Source organism: Pseudarthrobacter sp. TRD_SC_9 (assembly GCF_055361265.1).
In genome coordinates this window covers 2,202,178-2,223,481 of the sequence record NZ_CM143956.1, presented here as the reverse complement: position 1 = coordinate 2,223,481, position 21,304 = coordinate 2,202,178, and the positions used below count along the sequence as shown (strand labels likewise).

Annotated in this window: 23 protein-coding genes; 15 read left to right on the top strand and 8 right to left on the bottom strand. The window is 63.0% G+C overall.

Annotated elements, in window-relative coordinates; translation table 11 throughout:
• The first annotated feature begins 8 nt into the window (after window positions 1-8).
• The 4 genes from ACWA13_RS10375 (at window position 9) to ACWA13_RS10360 (ending at window position 2,417) form a co-directional block, all read left to right on the top strand.
• Entirely contained in the window at window positions 9-587 is a 579-nt protein-coding gene (locus ACWA13_RS10375; RefSeq protein ID WP_463933830.1) for a DUF7341 domain-containing protein, read from the top strand.
• Between the two features lie 617 nt (window positions 588-1,204).
• Window positions 1,205-1,561 carry a hypothetical protein gene (locus tag ACWA13_RS10370; protein WP_463933828.1) on the top strand — a complete coding sequence of 119 codons (357 nt, stop codon included), beginning with the start codon at window positions 1,205-1,207 and terminating at the stop codon, window positions 1,559-1,561.
• A 42-nt stretch (window positions 1,562-1,603) separates the two neighbouring features.
• Window positions 1,604-1,978: a helix-turn-helix domain-containing protein gene (locus ACWA13_RS10365; protein ID WP_463933826.1), complete on the top strand. Its 375-nt coding sequence runs from the start codon at window positions 1,604-1,606 to the stop codon at window positions 1,976-1,978.
• A gap of 4 nt (window positions 1,979-1,982) precedes the next feature.
• The gene (locus tag ACWA13_RS10360; RefSeq protein ID WP_463933824.1) at window positions 1,983-2,417 is read left to right on the top strand and encodes a hypothetical protein; all 435 of its coding nucleotides are present in this window, start codon (window positions 1,983-1,985) and stop codon (window positions 2,415-2,417) included.
• A 120-nt stretch (window positions 2,418-2,537) separates the two neighbouring features.
• Here the strand turns inward: ACWA13_RS10360 and ACWA13_RS10355 are convergent, their stop codons facing one another.
• Window positions 2,538-3,143, bottom strand: coding sequence for a hypothetical protein (locus ACWA13_RS10355; RefSeq protein WP_463933822.1), 606 nt, complete (start codon window positions 3,141-3,143; stop codon window positions 2,538-2,540).
• 41 nt (window positions 3,144-3,184) lie between these two features.
• Window positions 3,185-3,703, bottom strand: a complete 519-nt coding sequence (locus ACWA13_RS10350) for a hypothetical protein (RefSeq protein WP_463933820.1) — start codon at window positions 3,701-3,703, stop codon at window positions 3,185-3,187.
• 273 nt (window positions 3,704-3,976) lie between these two features.
• Here ACWA13_RS10350 and ACWA13_RS10345 point away from each other — a divergent pair, with 273 nt between their 5' ends.
• The 3 genes from ACWA13_RS10345 to ACWA13_RS10335 are packed head-to-tail and all read left to right on the top strand — an operon-like array spanning window position 3,977 to window position 7,713.
• On the top strand, window positions 3,977-4,351 hold the full coding sequence (locus ACWA13_RS10345; RefSeq protein ID WP_463933818.1) for an HK97-gp10 family putative phage morphogenesis protein: 375 nt from the start codon (window positions 3,977-3,979) through the stop codon (window positions 4,349-4,351).
• A complete protein-coding gene (locus ACWA13_RS10340; RefSeq protein WP_463933817.1) occupies window positions 4,348-7,458 on the top strand; it encodes a phage tail tape measure protein in 3,111 nt (1,036 codons plus the stop codon). Before ACWA13_RS10345 ends, ACWA13_RS10340 begins: the two co-directional genes overlap by 4 nt.
• 21 nt (window positions 7,459-7,479) lie before the next feature.
• On the top strand, window positions 7,480-7,713 hold the full coding sequence (locus tag ACWA13_RS10335) for a helix-turn-helix domain-containing protein (RefSeq protein WP_463933816.1): 234 nt from the start codon (window positions 7,480-7,482) through the stop codon (window positions 7,711-7,713).
• A 240-nt stretch (window positions 7,714-7,953) separates the two neighbouring features.
• Here ACWA13_RS10335 and ACWA13_RS10330 read toward each other — a convergent pair whose 3' ends face one another.
• Entirely contained in the window at window positions 7,954-8,598 is a 645-nt protein-coding gene (locus tag ACWA13_RS10330) for a maleylpyruvate isomerase family mycothiol-dependent enzyme (RefSeq protein WP_463933815.1), read from the bottom strand.
• Window positions 8,599-8,682: 84 nt separating this feature from the next.
• Here ACWA13_RS10330 and ACWA13_RS10325 point away from each other — a divergent pair, with 84 nt between their 5' ends.
• The 3 genes from ACWA13_RS10325 to ettA are packed head-to-tail and all read left to right on the top strand — an operon-like array spanning window position 8,683 to window position 11,517.
• Window positions 8,683-9,264 (top strand): single-stranded DNA-binding protein, encoded by a 582-nt coding sequence (locus ACWA13_RS10325; RefSeq protein WP_463933814.1) that lies wholly within the window; start codon window positions 8,683-8,685, stop codon window positions 9,262-9,264.
• 30 nt (window positions 9,265-9,294) lie between these two features.
• Window positions 9,295-9,792, top strand: coding sequence for a DUF6993 domain-containing protein (locus ACWA13_RS10320; RefSeq protein WP_463933812.1), 498 nt, complete (start codon window positions 9,295-9,297; stop codon window positions 9,790-9,792).
• A 42-nt stretch (window positions 9,793-9,834) separates the two neighbouring features.
• Window positions 9,835-11,517, top strand: a complete 1,683-nt coding sequence (ettA, locus tag ACWA13_RS10315) for an energy-dependent translational throttle protein EttA (RefSeq protein WP_463933810.1) — start codon at window positions 9,835-9,837, stop codon at window positions 11,515-11,517.
• Window positions 11,518-11,600: 83 nt separating this feature from the next.
• On the opposite strand, the gene ACWA13_RS10310 is transcribed toward ettA, so the two are convergent.
• Window positions 11,601-12,506, bottom strand: coding sequence for an acyl-CoA thioesterase (locus ACWA13_RS10310; protein ID WP_463933808.1), 906 nt, complete (start codon window positions 12,504-12,506; stop codon window positions 11,601-11,603).
• 62 nt (window positions 12,507-12,568) lie between these two features.
• On the opposite strand from ACWA13_RS10310, the gene ACWA13_RS10305 reads away from it, so the two are divergent.
• Window positions 12,569-13,267 carry a DUF8185 domain-containing protein gene (locus ACWA13_RS10305; protein ID WP_463933806.1) on the top strand — a complete coding sequence of 233 codons (699 nt, stop codon included), beginning with the start codon at window positions 12,569-12,571 and terminating at the stop codon, window positions 13,265-13,267.
• 21 nt (window positions 13,268-13,288) lie between these two features.
• On the opposite strand, the gene ACWA13_RS10300 is transcribed toward ACWA13_RS10305, so the two are convergent.
• Together ACWA13_RS10300 and ACWA13_RS10295 are read right to left on the bottom strand one after the other, a co-directional pair.
• The gene (locus ACWA13_RS10300) at window positions 13,289-13,741 is read right to left on the bottom strand and encodes a globin (RefSeq protein WP_463933804.1); all 453 of its coding nucleotides are present in this window, start codon (window positions 13,739-13,741) and stop codon (window positions 13,289-13,291) included.
• A 4-nt stretch (window positions 13,742-13,745) separates the two neighbouring features.
• Window positions 13,746-14,435: a mechanosensitive ion channel family protein gene (locus tag ACWA13_RS10295; protein ID WP_463933803.1), complete on the bottom strand. Its 690-nt coding sequence runs from the start codon at window positions 14,433-14,435 to the stop codon at window positions 13,746-13,748.
• 117 nt (window positions 14,436-14,552) lie between these two features.
• Here ACWA13_RS10295 and ACWA13_RS10290 point away from each other — a divergent pair, with 117 nt between their 5' ends.
• Complete coding sequence (locus ACWA13_RS10290) at window positions 14,553-15,545, top strand: Rossmann-fold NAD(P)-binding domain-containing protein (RefSeq protein WP_463933802.1); 993 nt, start codon at window positions 14,553-14,555, stop codon at window positions 15,543-15,545.
• 31 nt (window positions 15,546-15,576) lie between these two features.
• On the opposite strand, the gene ACWA13_RS10285 is transcribed toward ACWA13_RS10290, so the two are convergent.
• Both ACWA13_RS10285 and pepN read right to left on the bottom strand, forming a co-directional pair.
• Window positions 15,577-16,053, bottom strand: a complete 477-nt coding sequence (locus tag ACWA13_RS10285) for an OsmC family protein (RefSeq protein ID WP_463933800.1) — start codon at window positions 16,051-16,053, stop codon at window positions 15,577-15,579.
• 6 nt (window positions 16,054-16,059) lie between these two features.
• Window positions 16,060-18,597, bottom strand: coding sequence for an aminopeptidase N (pepN, locus tag ACWA13_RS10280; RefSeq protein ID WP_463933798.1), 2,538 nt, complete (start codon window positions 18,595-18,597; stop codon window positions 16,060-16,062).
• 163 nt (window positions 18,598-18,760) lie between these two features.
• On the opposite strand from pepN, the gene ACWA13_RS10275 reads away from it, so the two are divergent.
• The 3 genes from ACWA13_RS10275 to ACWA13_RS10265 all read left to right on the top strand — a co-directional run bounded on the left by ACWA13_RS10275 (window position 18,761) and on the right by ACWA13_RS10265 (window position 21,262).
• On the top strand, window positions 18,761-19,774 hold the full coding sequence (locus ACWA13_RS10275; RefSeq protein WP_463933796.1) for a hypothetical protein: 1,014 nt from the start codon (window positions 18,761-18,763) through the stop codon (window positions 19,772-19,774).
• A gap of 88 nt (window positions 19,775-19,862) precedes the next feature.
• Entirely contained in the window at window positions 19,863-20,357 is a 495-nt protein-coding gene (locus tag ACWA13_RS10270; protein WP_463933794.1) for a ribose-5-phosphate isomerase, read from the top strand.
• Window positions 20,357-21,262, top strand: coding sequence for an Fpg/Nei family DNA glycosylase (locus ACWA13_RS10265; protein ID WP_463933792.1), 906 nt, complete (start codon window positions 20,357-20,359; stop codon window positions 21,260-21,262). Before ACWA13_RS10270 ends, ACWA13_RS10265 begins: the two co-directional genes overlap by 1 nt.
• The last annotated feature ends 42 nt before the right edge of the window (window positions 21,263-21,304 follow it).

Sequence of the window (21,304 nt, the reverse complement as noted above, 5' to 3'; positions counted from 1 at the left end):
AGCGGCCGGTGTCCCTGGATGATGACATTCACCGCCTCAGTAGGACGCACAAGACCCGCGTCGAGCGGGACAACGGCCAGGTCATGTTGGCTGACGTATCCGGGCTCTTCCACCAACTGCGGCTGGCCAAAACCAGCGACCACAGGGCCGTGAAGGGCCCTTCGGGAGGCGGTGGGCGGATCCCTGTCGCCCTACCAGCCTTGATGCTCATGGGCGAAGTAGAGGTCACGCTGGGGGACTGGTGCGCCAGGCTCGGCATCTCCCCGGGTACGTCCGTAGAGGCGCAGCTCCTGGCCTGCCAGCAGTGGGCCCGGGAGAGCGGGACCCCGGAAGCGCTAGCTTCACTAAGCGAACAATGCGCCGCCTGGGTCAACGCCATCACCTCAATGCTGCACCCGGTGCCCAAGGTCGAGATAAAGGGCAGATGCCCCGCCTGCCAGGAGTCGCACGTCACGGACATCAACGAGGACGGCGAACGAGTCCGGAACATGGCACTCTTGGCCGCCGGCATGGTAGTCACCTGTCGGCACTGCGCGAGCAGCTGGGAAGGCCAAGAACTCCATCAATTGGCAGGAGCAATCGCATGAAGCAGACAGAAAACGGTGGGTATCCGGTGGATCAGACCGGCCACCACAGTTCAAATGACCGCCCAGCCCAGCGGGACCAAGGCACCGACAGCGGCCGACCCGCGAATTCAGACTTAGCAGACGTCAAACAAGACAATAGTCACGAGCACCGGACCGCCGGGCCCAACGAGGTACCGTAACAGTAAGCTTGCTGACATGTTCCGCCTGACATGCCGCCGCTATCGTCAGATTCAGAAGAGCCCCGCCGTGCGCCCCCGCGCTGCCGTGCGCCCCCGCGCTGCGGGGCTCTTCCGTGCTCGCTGGTGCCCACCTAGTACTCACGCGGGAAAGCGGCCCCTGGTTCGAAGGTTCTGAGCCCGTCCGCTGATACCGAATCAGATGGCGTTGGCCAGCTTTGCCAGCGTTTCGCACGGAAACCAGAGATTGTCGGTCCAGGTCGCTAGGATTAGTAAGTGTCCTATCAACGTCTGCCCTCACGTTGCTCATCGTCATGCGCCGTCCAGTTTCATTGGTTCGACGGCACCCTGAGCGAAAAAGAAGCGCTGGATAGGGCCACGGAGGCGTTCATGGCGGTGCTACGGCAGCCTAACCGCCTATGGAGTCCCTACGCAGAGATTATGGCGAAGACGGAGTTCAAGAAGCGCATACAAAAGGCATCCGCTGGACTTCTCAAGCCGGTAGATGAAGTCAAGGGTGTCGATATGGAACACATCCAGCCGCTATACGAAATCCGGTGGCAGGACATCCCTGTAACGGAGCGCGAGGGTCCAGAGGCGGCAACGGTGCACAAATCGATACTGCTACGGCTGTATCACTCGGAGCCAGGATCTGAGCCTGGCTACTTCATTGGGCACCACCTTCATCAGAAGGTGGTCGGTCCGGGGATAGATGCCTTCGCTCAGCAGACCGCTGAGATCGTAGTAGCAAGGCGTCTTTACGATGCCGGTGAAGGTGTCCGGTGGCATCTTCCGTAACCCGCATGGACTCATGAGCTTTGGGGATATAGACTAAAATCTATGTTTGAAGATACTTCTCGCATTGAAGCACGTGCAGATTCCCTTGTGGACGCACATGAAGAACTGATGCGTTCCCTTATTACCATGCGCAAAACACACAAAATTTCCCAGGAAACCGTAGCTGAGCGAATGAGCGTCAGCCAGCCCACCGTCGCCGCATTTGAGCGATACGACAGCAACCCCACACTCTCAACCATCCGCCGGTACGCGCTTGCAGTGGGAGCCCGTATTCAGAACAGCGTCATCGACGACTGCGCCGAGCATGCCGTCGTTTTCGAAACCCTAGTCGAAGCTACTCGCTTGGAGATGAAAGTACAGAATCCCCGCAAGAGTATTTGGCGTGCCCCGCAGGCCCTTATAGCGGCCGGAAGCTAAGTACATGGACATCCATGGACTTTTGGAAGTTTCTTCCCTTGAGACTGTTAGCTTCCTAGAGCTGTCAGCGAAGCGGGCAGACGAAGAGGCTAGCCACGATTCGCTCTTCAAAGAAGACGCTTACGACATAGAGCCGCAGTTCACTCTCCAGTTCGCCAAAGACTTGGAGGAGGGAAAGTTTAGGGTTCGAATCAAGACTAAGATCGTGTCCGAGCCGGGAACGATCATCGTTGATGCTGCTGCCGAGTATGCCGTTTCCGGCGTGGACATTGCAGTAGTGCAGGACGAGCTCATGCTCGAATTCGCCAATCGCGTTGCGCTATTCACCATAATTCCCTATTTGAGACAAGGGGTGGCGGATATGACGCAGCGCGTGTTTGGTGTTCCGCTCACGATGCCGATGTACAGGCAAGGGGAACTGGTCTTTACTAACACCTAGTCCTTCGTCGCCTATATCCGGTGGGTAAGCGGTGGATGCACTGCGGGAGAGGAGGCACTCCAGGCACTAGGAAGGGGCACGTTTGAAGCTGACCTCCGAACCAACGGTTAGCAGGAGGGCCTAGGTGACGATTGTGACGATTAGAGCAGCAACCCCTACCAGGACGCCGACAATGGTAGCCGCGAGGATTGCCCAGTTGAATCGCGTCTGCAGCTTGCCGGCTGTCTTTGTTCCTTCAGCCATTGCTTCGAGGGCGGATGTCTGCCGTCTTTGCAGCTCGCGCTCTTCCTTTTCGATCCGCGCCCTTTCAATCCTCGCGGCCTCGACGGAAGCAGCCAAGGCTGAGTAGTCCGGAGAAGAAAAGACTGGTGGCGCAGTCGGACGGATCATGTCGACTTTCGCCTGTTGCTCGGTGACAGCTCGAACAGACTGGCCAAAATCGACTGACTTGAACAGGGATGCCTTTAGACGCTGTGCGATTGGCTCCGTTATTCGGCCAGCAGCCCGTTGGGCTGCGTCACTTACGCCCTTCATTGCCAGCTCAGCTTCCGCGTACGATGCCGTCTCGTCGTATGTGAGATCAAGCGGTTTCCCGGACGCTTCGGCGTCCTTGATCGCCCGGAAGCGGCGCAGCGACATCCCGGGGGCGGAGTTGGACGCCTTGGCCGCCGCCGTCAGGTCGCTCAGCTTTACGGGGGCTTTACTTGGCGTCTCGGGGTTGTCCATTGTGCAATTATGCATTAGCGGGCCATGACACCTAGCCAGGCTTACAGATATGGCTTCCAAGCATCCAGCACGCTCGTGACCGGCCGGATGTCGCCGTTGGCCTTAGTGATGGCAGCATCGCAGGCCGCGCTCTCCGCGTCGTCGCAAACCTGGACCGCATCACTGATCGCCAGCGGGTCCAGCACTCTCAACGTCCGTTCGACCAGCGAGGTCAGTTCGGCCGGCGCCGACGGCAGTGCCCGCATATTTCTGGCAGCGGTCTTGGCCGTGATCGTAGCCGTTTGCACCGTAAAGCTGCAGGTCATCCTGGTTACGCTGTCCATCGCCGTTGTTCCGATGCCGGCGAACGCACACTCCGAGATCTCGTCTTCGTAGTCTCGCCAACCCTGCTCGTGCTCGGCGATGATGCTGGCGTACTGCGAAACGGTGGCTGTAGGGGTCGGCGTGGGCGTTGGTGCGGCGCTTGTCGAGGCAGTCCCGGTGGCGGCCATCCCTGACCCGCAAGCCGAGAGCAGTAGTGCAGCGGCGACGACGGCGGGCAGTGCGAGTGACTTGTTCAATTGTTCCCCCAAGGAGTGCGGCGGACCACCTGTCCGGCGTAGTTTCCTGAGTATAGGACGCATGGGCAGCCGAGGCGCGACCTGACAAGGGGCCAGGAGATTCTGACGCTTCTACTTGTCATGCGGCCCGCGCTTCTCCCGCGTCACCACGGGGAAAACAAGGTTTAGCTTGTATCTCATGGGTCGCGGCCCAGGAAAACAACTAAAACACTCGGCTTCCGGTGGGCGGAAGCGCGGAAATGGGGAACGAGCCGCTCCTCATAGCGTGCCAGTATGAGCAGATTTGAAATCGATGCCAGTGAGCTAAACGCCTTCGCGGAGGGGCTGGAGCGCAAGTCGGAAGCCACAACAGTCCTGATCCGGGGAGCTGTTCGCAAAGCGACATTCGATATCGCTGCTGACGCCAAGGCTAACGTGCCAGTCGACACAGGTTTCCTACGCAGCAGCATCCAGACTTCGGCCGCCGGCTCCAACGCTGATGTGGCACAGGGCATAGTGCAGGCGCAGTCCAACTACTCGAAGTTCGTTGAGTTCGGAACGTCCACATCCGCCCCGCAACCATTCATGGGGCCAGCAGCGGACAAACACGAACCCGTACTTCACGAAGCTGTCTCGCAGATCCTAGGAAAGTTGCGTGACGGGCTGTGAGTGACAAATTCCTGACCATCCGGCTTCGAGCCGAAGTCTCCGAGTACAAGCGACGTCTGGCCGAAGCTGCAGTAGCTGCCCATGACTTAGCTAAGGCTGCCGAAGACGGGGCCAAAAAGTCAGCCAAGGCCTCCGAACAAAGCGCGAAGGCATCCCAAACCGATGCTGCAGCCAAGGCCAAGCAGGCCGAAGCGGTCCAGACCGTTGGCACCACTCTGACTACCTTCGGGACCGCTACTGTCGCGGCCCTGGGTGCGTCTGCTAAGGCTGCGATGGATTGGGAGTCCGCGTGGGCTGGCGTCACCAAGACGGTTGATGGTTCACCGGAGCAGATGCGGGAGCTTGAAGGCGGGCTCCGCCAGCTTGCCAAGACCCTGCCGTCAACGCACACGGAGATCGCCGCTGTCGCTGAGGCTGCGGGCCAGCTCGGCGTCAAGCGCAAGGACATCCTGGCGTTCACCAAGACGATGGTGGACCTGGGAGAGACGACGAACCTGACCGCTGAGGAAGCGGCTACGGACATCGCCCAGATTGCCAACGTCATGGGTACCAGCGGTGACGAGATCGACAACTTCGGTGCGGCACTGGTGGCACTCGGTAACGATGGTGCGTCCACGGAGAAGGACATCCTGTCCATGGCCCAGCGGATCGCTGGTGCGGGCAAGCTTGTTGGTGCTTCCGAGGCTGACGTGCTGGCCCTGTCGAACACGCTGGCGTCCATGGGTGTGAAGGCAGAGCTCGGCGGCGGTGTCGCTACCCGCGTACTCCTGAAAATGTATGCAGCCGTGCAGGACGGTGGGCCCACGCTCGAAGCCTTCGCAAAAACCGCAGGCGTATCCGCACAGGACTTTGCGACAGCATTCGCGAACAGCCCCGTCGAAGCGCTCAGCATGGTCACGGCAGGTATGGAGCGGGTCAAGTCCGAAGGCGGAAACGTCGTCGCCGTCATGAAGTCCATGGGCATGAAGGGCACCGAGGAAATGCAGGTCATGCTGTCCCTCGCCGGGGCAGGTGACCTCCTCACGGAATCCCTCGCACTAGGTAGCAAAGCCTGGGAAGAGAACACCGCCCTCATCGACGAAGCGTCCAAGCGTTACGAAACGACCGAGTCCAAGGTCAAGGTCGCGTGGAACAACATCAAGGACGCGGCCATCGACGCCGGCGCCGTGATGCTCCCCGTAATCCAGGGGATCGCGGAGAACGTCACCGGCCTCGCACAGGGGTTCGGTGACCTCCCAGCACCGCTGCAGGGCGCCATCACTGGCCTTGGCGGTGTGGTGGGTGCTGCTGCCCTCGCCGGCGGCGGCCTGATGCTCCTCCTGCCCAAGGCGCGGGACACGATCACGGCGTTCAAGGACCTGGACACCCGGGCTGACGGTAGCAGCCGTGGCCTGGGGAAGTTCGGCAAGGCCGCGGGTATCGCTGCTGCCTCTTTTATCGGGTTCGAGATCTTGAAGTCTGTGCACAACAGCATGCAGAAGGGCACCGCTACCACTGAAGAGTGGACGCAGTCGCTGCTGAAGCTGGCTAAACAACCGGACAGCATCGACAAGGCGTTCGCCGACATCGAGTTCGGTTCCTTCGAGAACGACGTCAACAATGCTGGCGACGCCATGAAGCGGCTCGTTGATCAGGACTTCAACACAGCAATGTCGTCCTTCGGTGCGACGGTGCTGGGTATCGACAACGACATGGCGAAGATCGCGTCCTCGTTCGAGCGGGCCGATGTTGCTATCGCCGGCGCGGTGCAAAGCGGGAACTTGGAGCTCGCGTCCAAGGGCTTCAAGGCTGTAGCGGAGAGTGCCAAGGAACAAGGCGTCAGTGTTGAGGAGACCGCCAAACGGTTCCCCAACTACCTCAACGCCCTCAGGGAGCTATCCAACCAGCACAAGGTCGAAGTTTCTGACGCGCAACTGCTGGCATGGGCTATGGGTGAAATCCCGCCCGAAATGGAGGAAGTCGCTGGCGGGGCCGCGAAGGCAGCGGCCGGGATCATGGATGTCAAGGGCGCCTCCGGGCAGACGATCCCCATCAGCAAGGAAGTCGCAGAAGCCCTGGCCGAGATTGGCCTGAGCGCGGAGGGGTCGATCGTCGGCATCGACAAGTTCGCGGCGGTGCTGCTCAACACCGGGCTGCTGCAGCTTTCCGCCCGGGACGCGTCACGTGGCTGGTACCAGGCACTCCTGGACCTCGGCTTGCAGGCTGATGGTACCGGCGGCCAGATTGGTGCTCTCGGTACGGCGTTCGACAACACCACTGAGCAGGGCATGAAGAACCAGGCCATGTTCGACGGCGTCGCGCAGGCAGGTATCCGCAACGTCCAGGCGATGTCGCAGGCCCGGGACGCTAATGGCGAACTGTCAGCTAGCAACGAGGAAGTCCAAGGCGCCCTGAGGGGAACCTACGACGGACTTCTCGCCGCGGCTGGTCAGTTCGGCATCACCGGCGACGCAGCGGTCAATCTTGCCCGCGACGTTTTGGGTGTTCCGGACGGCGTCACGATTGATTCGTGGATGTCCAGCGAGGCTATCCGCATGGCACAGGCAACCACCGGTGAACTGAACTTCCTCGACGGCCGGGTCGTGACGGTCACGGAGGTCTACAACAAGCGGATCAACGAGATCCACCAACGCTCACAGTTGCCGGACCTGAATGGTGACGCTTCGGGTGGTGGCCGGCCAGGCCTTTTCGAGGGTGGAGCGGTCAAGAAGCTCGCGGGCGGTGGTCAAGTCCGGGGCCCGGGCACCAGCACTTCTGACGATGTCCCCATCTGGGGCTCCGATGGTGAACACATGCTCGACCGCGGCGACGTCATCAAGATGGGTGGCCATGCCGGGGTGTACCGCTTCCGCAAGCAGTTGCGGGCCGGTTCGTTCAATGGGCTGGCTGAGGGCGGCGGCGTCGGCGGGTTCGTGCCGTCGGTCAACATTGCCAGCGTCACGCGCAGCGCTTCCGCCCCGGCTCCGGCAGAGATTGATTACCAGGCGCTGGCTGCGGCAATGGTTACCGCCGTTGCGGCGGCCCCTGTTCAAGCATCCTTCCGGATAGACCAACGAGAGTTTGCTTCTGCCGTCAGTCAGGCAAACCAGTTTGGAGCAAGGAAGTGATGTTCCGTGTACCCTGCCGACATGGACAAGGAACCATCGAACGAAAGCAACATCGATAAGCGCCTCCCGCGTCTCGCCTACACACTGGAGGAGGTAGCGGCGATGCTCGCAGAACCTGTCGCGACGATCTCCAAGCACTGCCGGACACAAGCCCTGAGGGGCGCGTACAAGACGGGGAGCGGCGGCCGGACGGCACCCTGGCGGATCCCGCCTGAGGCAATCGAGTACTACCAGGCGACTCGACCTAATCAGTAGAGCGGTTTGCCCACCGTTTACCCACCGGAAACACTGAAAAATGGGGACAAGGGGCGAGTATCACACAGGGGAGCATCGGCCCGTTTGCCGCAGAAACTCAACAAAGCTGACGCCTACCGGAAACTGGTGAAAAACGGGAATTGCTAATCCGCCGGTCGGGGGTTCGATTCCCTCCTGGGGCACACCGAAAAGCGGCTCTGACTTGCGGAAACGTAGATCAGGGCCGCTTTTCTCCTGCTATCAGCCCAGCAGTTGAACGGCCCCGGGACCTTGTATTCCGTCATTCATCACTTTCCGCCCGGCCATGGCAAGGAGCAGGTTCAAAGCCGTTCCGCGGGCTTCCCGGCCGGAGCCAACGGTAAAGTCCACATCTGTGGCAATGAGCCGCAAACCTTCGGCCCGTTCCTTGGAGCCCCCCATTTTTATGCTGGTGCCCAGTTGGTAACGCATGGCTGTCACCGCCGCCGCCGGCGGGTAGCTGTGGTCTATGCCAAGAGGACGACGGATATCCTCTCCATGGACCAGGGCTTCGACCAGACGCGTGGCCAGCGGGGCGGGCGCCGCGGTGGTACGTGAGGATACCGCCGCGAATGCTTCCAGGGTGGACCAGGGATCTGTGCGGCGTTCGCGGGCAACGCCCCGTTCATTGCTGCGGTCGAAGTCAAATCCGGCTCTGGCGAAGCGCCGGATGAATCCGAACGTTGTGGTCTTGGCGTCGTCGACCAGATGCGCCAGCACATCATGGACACTCCAGCCCGGGCAGAGCGAAGGTGTATCCCAGTCGACGCTTTCCAGCTTCTGCAGGTCTTCCACTAACGCTTTCCGTTCGAGGTGCACCACGGTCCAGGTCTCCTTCGTGACGGCTGAACCCTTAGTTATCCACATAGCGCCATTGTCCCCTGTCACTGTTTCCGGCGTGCCGCCAAGCTGAAGAAACCAGCCGCTACCACCCAAAGTAAGGAAACGATCATGACGGACATCATCACTATCAGGGGCTTCGTCGCAACCGACCCCAAGCCTTCGATCACAAAAACAGGGGTGCAGGCGGTCAGCTTCCGCATCGGGTCACCCCTGCAACGCTGGGACACCAGCAGGAGCGCCATGGGTATGGACCACATGAACTGGTTCACTGTCCAGGCTTACCGTCAGTTGGCAGGGAATCTGGCGTGCAGCCTCAAGAAGGGCCAGAAGATCATCATTGTGGGCAAGATCAAGAACAGGACCTGGGAGCGGGACGGCCAGAGCCACCTGGAAGCGGAGATCGAAGCGGTCACTGTGGGACACGACCTCAAGCACGGCTCCGCCAACTACATCAGGACGTCAGATACCCAACCGGGCCACGCCGGTGGCGGTCAGCAGGGCAGCAGCCAGGGACTCGGCGGTTCAGTCCCTCCGGACGGCTATGACGGTCCCGAAGGCGCGGACGACGATCCTTACGGCAGTGGTCCCGGGGACGACTCGCAGACAAGTGGCAGCCTTCTCATGCAGGACGAGGAAGGCAACGACATGGCTGTGGACAGGAGCACAGGGGAGGTGTCCGCACCGGCGTGATACCGGCCCACGGGATGGCAGAATGGGCCCATGAATCATTGGGGCGGACGGACAGTACTGCGATCCCGTGTGGCCGTGCCGGCGATGCTGGCAGCATCAGTGCTTTTGATGGCGGGCTGCACGGCGGCCGGGACCATTTCGGCGGAACCGCCTTCGCGGTCACCGGGTCCCGTCCCGTCCGTGGCGCCGATCGCGGTGGACCAACCAGCCAGTTCCGTTCCTGTACCGCAGGCCGCCGCTGAAACGGCGGCCACCGTGCAGGCTGCCCTTAACGCGCTCGCAGGACAGTCCGGGAGACCCAGCACCGAACAGGTTCTTAACGCGCTTGCTGCCGCTGGTTTCTCGGGCCCGGGTGTAGAGGTCACCGCCACCCGGACGCCCACCGGTCTGGAGGCCGATGCCGTCGAAGCGGCAGTGCTGGATGGCGCTGACTGCGTCATGGGTCACATCCGTGAGGGCAGCGTCACGGTCACCGTGCTTCCGGTCCTCGCCTCCGGCAGGTGTTTTGTGGGGTCCGTGGTCCAGTGACCGAATGTGAGATATAACCGCTGACCCACTAGATTTGGAAGCATGGCGGAATTTATCTACACAATGACCAATGCCCGTAAGGCTGTTGGCGAAAAACTCATTCTCGATGACGTAAGCATGTCCTTTTACCCGGGCGCCAAAATCGGCGTTGTGGGCCCCAATGGTGCCGGTAAGTCCACCATCCTCAAGATCATGGCCGGCCTGGACCAACCCTCCAACGGCGAAGCCCGGCTCAGTCCCGGCTACTCAGTGGGCATCCTGCTCCAGGAACCGCCGCTGAATGAGGAGAAAACCGTCCTGGGCAACGTCCAGGAGGGCGTCGGCGAGATCTACGGCAAGATCCAGCGCTTCAATGAGATCTCAGAAGAAATGGCGAACCCTGACGCCGACTACGACTCCCTCCTTGAAGAGATGGGCCAGCTGCAGGAGGCCATTGACGCCGCCGACGCCTGGGACCTCGACTCACAGTTGGAGCAGGCTATGGATGCGCTCCGCTGCCCGCCGGCCGATGCCGATGTCACCAACCTTTCCGGTGGTGAGCGCCGCCGCGTCGCTCTCTGCAAGCTCCTGCTCCAGAAGCCGGACCTCCTGCTCCTTGACGAGCCCACCAACCACCTCGACGCCGAAAGCGTCCTGTGGCTTGAGCAGCACCTTTCCAACTACGCCGGCGCCGTCCTGGCCGTCACCCACGATCGCTACTTCCTGGATCACGTGGCCCAATGGATCGCCGAAGTCGACCGCGGCCACCTCTACCCGTACGAAGGCAACTACTCCACATACCTGGAGAAGAAGCGCGCCCGCCTTGAAGTCCAGGGCAAAAAGGACGCCAAGCAGGCCAAACGCCTGACCGAGGAACTCGAGTGGGTCCGCTCCAACGCGAAGGGCCGGCAGACCAAGTCCAAGGCGCGTCTGGCACGCTACGAGGAAATGGCAGCCGAGGCGGATCGCACCAGGAAACTGGACTTCGAGGAAATCCAGATTCCGCCGGGCCCCCGCCTGGGCGGTGTGGTGCTCGAGGCCAGGAACCTGCAGAAGGGCTACGATGGCCGTACGCTGATCGACGGGCTGACCTTCACCCTTCCGCGGAACGGCATCGTCGGCGTCATCGGCCCCAACGGCGTGGGCAAGACCACCCTGTTCAAGACCATCGTGGGTCTCGAGCCGCTGGACGGCGGCGAGCTGAAGATCGGCGAGTCCGTCAAGATCTCCTACGCTGACCAGAGCCGCGGCGGCATCGACCCCAACAAGACCCTGTGGGAAGTCGTGTCCGATGGCAATGACTTCATTCAAGTTGGTCAGGTCGAAATGCCGTCCCGCGCCTACGTGGCCGCCTTCGGCTTCAAGGGACCGGATCAGCAGAAGAAGGCCGGTGTGCTCTCCGGTGGTGAGCGCAACCGGCTGAACCTGGCATTGACCCTGAAGCAGGGTGGCAACCTCCTGTTGCTCGATGAGCCCACCAACGACCTCGACGTCGAGACCCTCTCCAGCCTGGAGAACGCGCTGCTGGAATTCCCCGGCTGTGCCGTGGTGGTATCGCACGACCGCTGGTTCCTGGACCGGGTGGCCACCCACATCCTGGCCTATGAAGGTGATGATGCCAACCCCTCCAAGTGGTACTGGTTCGAAGGAAACTTCGAGTCCTACGAGGAGAACAAGGTGGAGCGCCTTGGCCCGGATGCAGCGAAGCCGCACCGTGTCACCCACCGCCGCCTGACCCGCGACTGATAAGGCAGCGAAGACCAGAAACAACGGCAACGGCCGGCATCCTCAGAACGAGGGTGCCGGCCGTTGCCGTACGAGGACCAGGTTCAGCGCGGAACGCGGACCATGCCCTCCTGTGCTACGGACGCTACATGCTGGCCCGCCTGGTTGAAGATTCGGCCGGTGGCAAGGCCGCGGGCACCCTGGGCGGTGGGGGATTCCTGGACGTACAGCAGCCATTCGTCGGCCCGGGCGTCGCGGTGCCACCACATGGCATGGTCCAGGCTGGCCACGCTCATGCCCGGCGTCACCCAGCTCAGGGAGTGGCGGCGGAGGATGGATTCGAGGATTGTGTAGTCGCTGGCGTAGGCCAGTGCGGCACGGTGGAGGTTGGCGTCGTCGGGCAGGGGGCCGAAGGTCTTCATCCATACGGCGTTCTGCGCCGACCTTTGTCCATTGGCGCTCATGTACAGGGCAGGATCCACGTGCCGGATGTCAAAGGGCCGCTCGTAGGCCCAGTGCTTGGCAACCGGGTGATCGATCGAGCCCAGCAGTTCGGCGGTGGTGGGCAGTGACTCAGGATCCGGGATCCCCTCCGGGATGTCCGACTGGTGGTCAACGCCTTCGTCTTGCGTCTGGAAGGAGGCGATCATCGATAGGATCGGGGAGCCGTCCTGGTAGGCGTGGACCCGCCGAGCGGAAAAGGAGCGGCCGTCGCGGAGCCGCTCGACACCGAAGGTGATGGGCTTGTTCGCGTCCCCGGGTCGGAGGAAGTAGCCGTGCATGGAATGCACCGCCCGGTCCGGGTCGACAGTCCGGGTAGAAGCGACCAGCGACTGCGCCAGGACCTGTCCGCCAAATACACGCTGAAGCGGTTGGCGCTGTGACGGGCCAAGGAAGATATCCTCGTTGGTCCGCGCCCCCTCGAGCTCTCCGAGCGTCAGCAGCTCGATCAGGGCCATAGTGGGATCGCTGCCGGGAACCGGAGGCAGTGGGGCGTTTACTTCAGTCATGGTTTGACTCTAGACGGCGGCCGGGGGCTGCTCAAACGCGCACTCCCGGTAGGGTTCATAGTGTGCCTGACCTCCTGACTCCCTCCCTGACGTTCCCGGATCCGAGCGATCTCGCTGACCTGCGCACTTTTGCCACGCGCGCCAAATCGATAGACGACGGCGCCATCCGGCTTCAGGCCTCGGGCTCCGTTCTCGCCGCTTATGTCTGCGTGCTGCGCCCGCGCATCCTGGGCGAAGCGACGCCCACTGTCCTGGGGCTGCGGACCATTGCTTTGGCCCGCCCTGCGGACACCGACGTCACGGTGCCGATCGGTGCCGTCCTGGACCGCCTGGCCCGCGCAGGACTGGGCGACGTCGATCTGCCGGTACCGCCGTCGACGGTCACGGAACCGTGGACCGGGGTGAGCGCTCCGCGATCGGGCTGGGCCCGGGTGGGCACACTCCCTGACCAGGTGCTGCGGACCGCTGCGGAAGCCGGGATAGTCGAAGTCGCCTCGATGGTTCCGGAAAACCCGGGCGCACTGATCGTTAACAACGTCCGGGCAACGGTTTGGGGCAGGCAGCTTACCCTTCCCGGGAACGCCCCTGAAGGTACGGACATTGAGGAAGCCTCCGGAGGGCTCCCGGCCGGGGCCGCCTTCGCCGCGCTCACACTGGGCTTCCTGGCCAACGGCGAACAGACGGTTTACCGCGCCGGCCGGTGGTTCAGGCTGAGCGGCGACCGCGGCCATGTACTGGTGCGGACGGGCGCCGGGCTTTAGGAACCGCCGGTTCCACCCGGGCTAGGAGCCTGACGGCCTGTTGACCATGGACAGCGCGGCGCGCTCCATGTAGTCCCACAGCGTCCCCTCATAGAGCGGCGGCAGCTCCAGGGCGTCGACGGCGGCGCGCATGTGAAAGAGCCAGCGGTCCTTTGCTTCCGGCGTCACAGTGAATGGCATGTGCCGCATCCGGAGACGGGGATGCCCGCGTTCCTCACCGTAGGTAGTGGGACCGCCCCAGTACTGCTCCAGGAACATCAGGAAGCGTCGCTTGGCGGGTCCCAGGTCCACTTCCGGATACATGGGACGCAGCAGCGGATCTTTTGCGACGCCGTCGTAAAACACGTCAATGAGTTTGACGAAAGTTTCATGACCACCGACGGCGTCGTAGAAGTTGTCTGTATACCCCGGCTTGCTGAAGGGATCGTTCTGCATCAGCTGCCGGGGCTGTTCAGGCTGGGCGGGTGTGCTCATCTTGCTATTCTCCGGCCTTCTGGTCAGTCTTTTTGTCGTCCCCGCCATGGTCAAAGCCGTAGCCGGCCGCCTGCTCGGGGCCGGAAGGCTCCGTGACGGGTACGTAGTTCCCCTGCGAACGGTTGCCCACCCTCAGGATTTCGCCATTGCGCAGGTACCAGATAGCGCCGTCCTTGGCACGGACACGGGTGATGCGCAGGCCCATGGACTCCACAACACCCACCACTTCGCTGGTCTCGATGACGTCGCCAATTCCGTACTGGTCTTCAATGGTAATAAAAATCCCGGCCAGGAAGTCGCGGATCAGCTGCTGGGCGCCAAAACCTATGGCAATACCGAGGATGCCGACGCTGGTCAGCAGCGGGGCAATGTTGACGTCAAGATTCTGCAGCACGTACATGATGGTGATTACCGCGACCAGGACACCCACGATGCTCTTGAGAAGCGCGCCAATGGTTTCTGCCCTCTGGACCCGGCGTTCGTGGTCCAGTGCCCTCAACGCCGGGGCAACCCATCTGAAGTGGGGTTTCTTGAAGAAGTTGCTGCCCGAGGCCACCCGTTTGGTAATGCGCGAAATCACGAAGGTTGCCACCAGCCAGACGACAACACCTACGCCAAGGCTGATCACGATGCCGGGGATGCTGACACCGTCCGGGTCGGCGGCGAGTGGGGTGATCGACAACATGCTCAACATCTGTGGGGCTGCTCCTTGGGGTTCACCGGCGGCCGCCGGTAGCTGGTGCCTTACGCGGGCTACGCCCAGCGCATAAGGCTCTGTCCTCCTTCAACCCTAGCGCCGTAGCGTTGAGTCATGCGCATCCTGATCCTTGGCGGAACTGCTTTCCTGTCGGCAGAAATAGCCACGCAAGCCGTGGCAGGAGGCCACCAGGTCACCTGCCTTGCCCGCGGTTCCGCGGCAGAGCCCCCTCCGGGCGCCAGATGGTTAAAGGAAGACCGTTCACTGGGCGCGAACAGTTATGCCGGAGCCTCCGGTGAATGGGACTCGGTGATCGAAGTGGCCCGCGATCCGGCGCTGGCAAGGGATGCGCTCAGCGTCCTTGCCGGCCGTGCACGCCACTGGACCTTCGTTTCCAGCTGTTCTGTCTACGCCGACCACTCGATGCCCCATGCCAAGGAGGAAGCGGACCTCCTGCCGCCACTTCCCACCGGAATGCCGTCCACCCCGGGGAATTACGGGGAATCGAAGTCGGCCATTGAGCAGGCCACCCTTGAAGCGGCCGCCGGCAAAGCCCATCTCTGCCGGGCGGGGCTGATCAGCGGGCCGGGGGACAGCTCAGACAGGTACGGGTACTGGCCCGCCCGGTTTGCCCGGGACAGCAGGCCCTTGGTCGTCCCGGACATTGCCCGCAGCGCAACCCAGGTGATCGACGTCCGGGATCTTGCAGCCTGGATCCTGGACGCGGCAGAGCGCGCCGTCACCGGGCCCTTGAACGCAGTAGGCGGGCAGGTGCCGTTCGGAGAGTACATCGAAGCAGCGGAAAATGCTGCGGGCTTCCTGGGGACCATCCTGCCGGCGGCCGAAGACTGGCTGGTGGAAAAAGGCATCGGGTACTGGTCAGGCAGGGATTCCCTGCCGCTGTGGCTCCCGCACGGGAACGACGGATTCAGCAGTCGCAGCAACGAAGCTGCGAAGGCGCGGGGACTTGTCCTGCGGCCTTGGCAGGACACGCTTCAGGACACACTCGATGACGAACGCCGCCGCGGTCTCTCCCGCGAACGGAAGGCCGGCCTCAGCCCGGATACTGAGGCCCGCCTCGCCCGTGAGCTGCTGTCCGCGAAGTAAGCGAAGTGGGCGCCGAACGCCCCGGAAGGCGCTATGAGCCAACCATAGTGACGGGTGAATGCTGCACCGGGAAGTTGACGCTCCGGGCAATAAAGCACAGCCGGTTCGCTTCATGGTGGAGCTCGGGGACCAGGTCCACGTGCGCAGCATCCGCCACCGTCACCCGGGGATTCAGCGTCACCGATTCAAACTGCCCGCTGCCGTCCCTGTTCATCCTCATGATCCCCGTAGCAGCATCCTCGTAGTCCGTGACTACCACGCCGTGGCGTACGGCGACATGGAGGAAGGACAGCATGTGGCACTGCGCCAGGGCCGTCAGGAGCAGCTGCTCAGGGTTGTAGCGTTCCTTGTCGCCGTGGAATGCAGGGTCCGCGGACCCCGGGAGGGCCGGCAGGCCGGGGATCAGCACATCGTGATTGCGCGAGTAGCCACGGTAGCTGGACGTCCCTTCGCCGAGGTTGCCTGTCCAGCGGACGGTCAGTGAATACGTGTGCTCACCCAGCGTCATAACGGCCTAGACGTCCGCAGCCCGGGCACGCAGGGCGCGTGCCACGCCGTCGCGATTTTCCAGCATCATCCGCCGCAGGGCTGCGTTGTCTTCGCCCAGGCCGGCCAGCAACTGGTCGGTCCGGTCGATCGTTGACTGCCGGGTCAGCTGGGCGGGGTACAGTCCGATGACGATTTGCTGGGCCAGCGCGTGGGTGCGGTTTGCCACAATCCCGGGAACGGCGTCGAAATACTTCTCCACATAGGGTTCCAGCAGCGAGCGGTCCAGCACACGGGTGAAACCGGCTACGGCTGATCCCTGGATGGCGTTGGAAAGTTCGCCCTTCACCACGATTGACTCCCAGGCCGCGGCTTTGGCTTCGGCTGTGGGAATAGCGGCTCCGGCGAGCGCTGCCGCATTCTGGCCGCTGGCGGTGGTGTCCCGGGCGAGTTCGGCATCTATCTCAGGCTGGCCGGCGCGCCCGCCCACCACAAGGGAGGTCAGCAGTTCCCAGCGCAGGTCCTGGTCCACGGCCAGGCCGTCAAGGGTCAAGGAGCCGTCCAGCAGGCCGCCAATGGTGTCCAGCTGGCCGCCGGTCCGGGCATGCAACGCAAACGCCTTCACAAACTGCAGCTGTACATCGGAGCCGGCCGGAACGGACCGGGCCAGTTTCCAGAGCGTGTCTGCAGCGGCGGCTGCCGTGGTTTCACGGTGTTCTTCGGCCACGTAGAAGTTCAAGGTGGTGGCCAGCTGGCGCAGCTGCACCAGGATGACGGACGAATCGCTCTCAGCGGCAACGTTCGCCAGGATCAGCTGAACGTAACGCCGGGCGGGCGTCTCACCATCGCGGGCGGCATCCCAGGCCGAGCTCCAGACCAAGGTACGGGGCAGGCTGAGGCTGATGTCTTTCAGGTGTGCCGTGGCGGTGGCCAGCGATTGCTCGTCCAGCCGGACCTTCGCGTAGGCAAGGTCGTCGTCATTGACCAGGATCAGGGCAGGCCGGGGCCGGCCTGTCAGGGCCGGCACCTCTGTGCGGGCTCCGTCGACGTCCAGTTCCTCGCGGTGCAACCGTTCCAGCTTGCCGGCGGCGTTGAAGTCGTAAAAGCCGACTGCCAACCGGTGCGGCCGGAGGGTAGGCCATTCCGGCACCGCGGACTGCAGGATGGCGAACGACTCGATAATGCCATCGGGGCTGACGCTGAGCTCGGGCCTGAGCGTGTTGACTCCTGCCGTTTCCAGCCACAGGGTGGCCCACTGGTCCAGTTGGCGTCCGCTGGCCTTTTCCAGCTCCACCAACAGGTCTGACAGTTCTGTGTTCTGCCAGGAATGCTTGGCGAAGTATTCGCGCACGCCGGCCATAAACTGCTCAGGCCCGACCCAGGCCACCAGCTGCCGCAGCACGGAAGCGCCCTTGGCGTAGGTGATGCCATCGAAGTTCACCTCAACGTCCTGGAGGTCGTTGATTTCGGCGAAGACCGGGTGGGTGGTGGGCAGCTGGTCCTGCCGGTAGGCCCAGGACTTTTCCACGGAGGCGAAAGTGGTCCAGGCGCTGGTGAAGGCCGTGTTCTCGACGGCGGCCAGGTGGGACATGTACTCGGCGAAGGACTCGTTGAGCCAGAGGTCGTTCCACCAGCGCATGGTGACGAGGTCGCCGAACCACATGTGCGCCAGCTCGTGGAGCACAGTGATGGCCCGGCGCTCAACCTGCGCGTCGGTGACCTTGCTGCGGAAAACGTAGCCTTCGAGGATGGTCACGGCCCCGGCGTTCTCCATGGCCCCGGCGTTGAACTCGGGAACGAAGAGCTGATCGTACTTCTCAAACGGGTAGGGGCAGCCAAACTGTGCCTCATAAAACTCGAATCCCTGCCGGGTGAGTTCGAAGATGTTGTCTGCGTCGAGGTACTGCATCAGGGATTTTCTGGCGAACACTCCCAGCGGCACAACGCGTCCGTCCGAACTGGTCACCTCGCTGCGCACGGCCTCGTACGGGCCGGCGATGAGCGCGGTGATGTACGAGGAAATCCGGGGGGTGGGGGAGAAGGTCCAGGTTGCGGCCGCATCTGAAACGGCAACCGGGTCAGGCGTGGGGGAATTGGAAATAACGTCCCAGTACGCCGGCGCCGTCACGGTGAAGGCGAAGGTGGCCTTCAGGTCAGGCTGCTCGAACACGGCAAACATCCGGCGGGAGTCCGGAACCTCGAATTGTGTGTACAGGTACACCTCGTTATCGACAGGGTCCACAAAGCGGTGCAGGCCCTCGCCGGTGTTCATATAGGGAGCATCCGCGACGACGGTCAGCACGTTGTCCGCGGCAAGGTCCGGCAACTGGATCCGGATGCCGTCGGCAACTTGTGCCGGATCCAGTTCCCTGCCGTTGAGGCTGACGCTATGTACCTTGGCCGTGACGGCGTCAATAAAAGAGGACGAACCGGGCACGGCGCTGAACTTTACGGTGGTGGTGGAGCCGAAGACCTTTTCGCCCCGGGTGAGGTCAAGGGCGACTTCGTAGGATTGCACGGTGATCAGGTCGGCGCGTTCGCGGGCTTCCGCACGCGTGAGGTTCATACCGGGCAAAGTGGGGCCTCCAGAGAGTTTATGGCTGCCGTCGGGCCCTTCGCCTGCGCCGGCACTGTCAGTTCTTACGCTGTTTGGTCATTCTTCCACTTGCGCCCCCGATGGCAAGCTGCGGAGCCTCCGGGCGTGGCTCCCACGGGGGTAGCTTTAAGGCATGCGTAAGTTCGGTGATGCTGTGGACGGCAAGGCGCTGCGGTTTGCGGCGGGGTTCCCGGTGGCCCTGGCGGCGGCATTCGTGGCGTGTGCGCTCCTGCTGAGGCCGGACCTTCCGGATCCGCTGGCCATTGCCTGGACTCCCGACGGCGGCACCTCCTTTGCGCCCTTCGGCGCCTACGTGGGCGTGGGCTCTGCCGTGGTGGTGCTGGTGGGCTGGCTGGTGATGTTCCAGGGCAGCTGGCTCCCACGCCCGGCCATGATCCGGCGTGTCATGATGGGCGGCGGGCTGTTCCTCTGCCTGTTCCTGACCAGTGTCCTGGCCGCCGGACTGGTGGGCCAGGCGGGCCTTGCGGATGCCCGTGAATCGCATGTGGACCTCACCGTACTGGCCCTCGGCAGCGGTGCCGCACTGGCATCGGGCCTGGTGATGGTCTTTGTGTTCAAGGCCGACCGGCAGTGGTCTCAGGAGGACGATAAGGCCTTTGAAGAGGCCGTCACGGACATCCTGGATCCGGATCTGAAGCGGGAGACGCTCCGCTTTTGGGTCCACGCCCGGAGCTCGGTGTTCATCATGATCGCCATCGCCACGCTGTTACCGGCCGCGCTGATCTCCATCGCTGTCCCGTGGCTGGGCCTGGTCCTGGTGGTAGTTGCGATCGTGGGTGCCTTCCTGCTGGTGGCCCGGGTGAGGGCGGACAGGCACGGCCTGCGGGTGTTCATCGGCGGACTCGTGCCGGTGGTTGACCTTCCGGCCGCAGATATTTCCGCTGCCAGCGCATCGGATGTCAAAGCCGCAGACTATGGCGGGTGGGGCTACCGGCACCACAGCGGAACCGCAGCGGTTCTGGTCAGCAGCGGCCCCGCCGTCGTCGTCCGGAAATCCGATGGCGGAAGGCTGGCCGTGAGCGGCGGCAGCGTTACACGAGCGGCCCGGCTGGCCGACGTCCTTACCCGCGTGGCCGCACGCGCACGTGCCGAACGGCCACCGGGACCAGACGCCGCCGGCGCCTAGTATTCTGGTCCGTGGCGATCTGACCCCTGACCGTCTCCAACCCAGCCCGGCGATGCTCCGGTGCTCTTTCAAACGAACGGACACTGCCGTGACCCAGAACCCCACGTTCCCCCGCGTGCACATCGCCACCGACCACGCCGGCATGGAATTGAGCGCCCACCTGGTCAACCACCTCACCGCCAAGGGCTACGAAGTGGTTGACCACGGGCCCAAGGAATATGACGCACTGGATGACTACCCGTCGTTCTGCATCAACGCCGCCAAGGCAGTGGTCGTGGACCAGCAGGCCGGCGTTTTCGCGCTGGGAATCGTCCTGGGCGGCTCCGGCAACGGCGAGCAGATTGCCGCCAACAAGGTCAAGGGCGTCCGCGCGGCGCTGGCCTGGAACCATTCCACTGCCACCCTGGCCCGCGAGCACAACGACGCCAACGTTGTGGCGGTCGGCGGCCGCCAGCATACGGTGGAAGAAGCCACCGCAATTATCGAGGCGTTCCTGACCGAAGCGTTCAGCAACGATGAACGGCACGTCCGCAGGATCAGCAAAATCGCTGCCTATGAGAACACCGGCGAGGTCATCGACTAGTGCCTGAAGGGCATTCCATCCACCGGCTGGCCCGGCAGTTCGCCGAAGTTTTCGTCGGCGAACAACTGGCGGTGAGCAGCCCGCAGGGAAAGTTTGCAGCTGGTGCCGCCCTGTTGGACGGACACACGCTGGAGGCCTCCGCCGCGCACGGCAAACACCTGTTCCTGGCGTTTCAGCACGGACTGGTGTTGCACGTACACCTTGGGCTCTATGGGGCCTGGAGTTTCGGCGGGGACAGTACGTTCGTGGGTTCTTCCAGCATTGGCGCGCCCCGGCGGGTGGGGGAGCGGGAAACGTTTGACGACGGTCCGGTACCGGAGTACGAAGGGCCGCCGCCGCCCGTAGGCGCTGTCCGGGTACGCCTGGTGTCGCACCACGGCTGGGCCGACCTTCGGGGCGCAACCACCTGTGAGGTGCTGGATGTGGCGCAGGTGCAGGCGGTCCTGGACCGGTTGGGTCCGGATCCGCTGCATGACCAGCCGGGCAACCGCGAAGACTTTGTGGAACGGCTGCTCAGCCGTCGCACTCCTGTTGCGCAGCTGCTCATGGACCAGACCGTCCTTGCTGGCGTGGGCAATGTTTACCGCGCTGAAGTGTTGTTCCGCCAGGGCATTGACCCGTGGCTGCCCGGGAGCAGTATTTCCCCTCAGCTTGCTGCCGCGTTGTGGGACGACACTGTGCTGTTGATGAACGACGGCGTGCGGCATGGGCGGATTATCACCACGCCGGCGGAGTTCTGGGACCTGGCAGCAGGAAACGGCCGCCGTCTTCCGGAAGACGGCAACGCGCACTATGTGTACAAGCGGCATGGCCAGCCGTGCCGCGTATGCGGAGCTGGCATCGGTGTGGCCGACCTGGCGGGGCGGAAACTTTATTGGTGCCCGGGCTGTCAGTCCTCGCGCTAACAAGAACAGCAGGGCCCCTCAAGGAGGAGCCCTGCTGTCATG

Excerpts from the sequence above, each read along its gene's own strand:
- ACWA13_RS10335 (WP_463933816.1), top strand. The coding sequence starts at position 7,480 with ATGGACAAGGAACCATCGAACGAAAGCAACATCGATAAGCGCCTCCCG.
- ACWA13_RS10370 (WP_463933828.1), top strand. The coding sequence starts at position 1,205 with ATGGCGAAGACGGAGTTCAAGAAGCGCATACAAAAGGCATCCGCTGGA.
- ACWA13_RS10345 (WP_463933818.1), top strand. The coding sequence starts at position 3,977 with ATGAGCAGATTTGAAATCGATGCCAGTGAGCTAAACGCCTTCGCGGAG.
- ACWA13_RS10360 (WP_463933824.1), top strand. The coding sequence starts at position 1,983 with ATGGACATCCATGGACTTTTGGAAGTTTCTTCCCTTGAGACTGTTAGC.
- ACWA13_RS10275 (WP_463933796.1), top strand. The coding sequence starts at position 18,761 with ATGCGTAAGTTCGGTGATGCTGTGGACGGCAAGGCGCTGCGGTTTGCG.
- ACWA13_RS10300 (WP_463933804.1), bottom strand. The coding sequence starts at position 13,741 with ATGAGCACACCCGCCCAGCCTGAACAGCCCCGGCAGCTGATGCAGAAC.
- ACWA13_RS10365 (WP_463933826.1), top strand. The coding sequence starts at position 1,604 with ATGTTTGAAGATACTTCTCGCATTGAAGCACGTGCAGATTCCCTTGTG.
- ACWA13_RS10295 (WP_463933803.1), bottom strand. The coding sequence starts at position 14,435 with ATGTTGAGCATGTTGTCGATCACCCCACTCGCCGCCGACCCGGACGGT.
- pepN (WP_463933798.1), bottom strand. The coding sequence starts at position 18,597 with ATGAACCTCACGCGTGCGGAAGCCCGCGAACGCGCCGACCTGATCACC.
- ACWA13_RS10310 (WP_463933808.1), bottom strand. The coding sequence starts at position 12,506 with ATGACTGAAGTAAACGCCCCACTGCCTCCGGTTCCCGGCAGCGATCCC.
- ACWA13_RS10320 (WP_463933812.1), top strand. The coding sequence starts at position 9,295 with ATGAATCATTGGGGCGGACGGACAGTACTGCGATCCCGTGTGGCCGTG.
- ACWA13_RS10355 (WP_463933822.1), bottom strand. The coding sequence starts at position 3,143 with ATGGACAACCCCGAGACGCCAAGTAAAGCCCCCGTAAAGCTGAGCGAC.
- ACWA13_RS10285 (WP_463933800.1), bottom strand. The coding sequence starts at position 16,053 with ATGACGCTGGGTGAGCACACGTATTCACTGACCGTCCGCTGGACAGGC.
- ACWA13_RS10325 (WP_463933814.1), top strand. The coding sequence starts at position 8,683 with ATGACGGACATCATCACTATCAGGGGCTTCGTCGCAACCGACCCCAAG.
- ACWA13_RS10290 (WP_463933802.1), top strand. The coding sequence starts at position 14,553 with ATGCGCATCCTGATCCTTGGCGGAACTGCTTTCCTGTCGGCAGAAATA.
- ACWA13_RS10330 (WP_463933815.1), bottom strand. The coding sequence starts at position 8,598 with ATGTGGATAACTAAGGGTTCAGCCGTCACGAAGGAGACCTGGACCGTG.
- ettA (WP_463933810.1), top strand. The coding sequence starts at position 9,835 with ATGGCGGAATTTATCTACACAATGACCAATGCCCGTAAGGCTGTTGGC.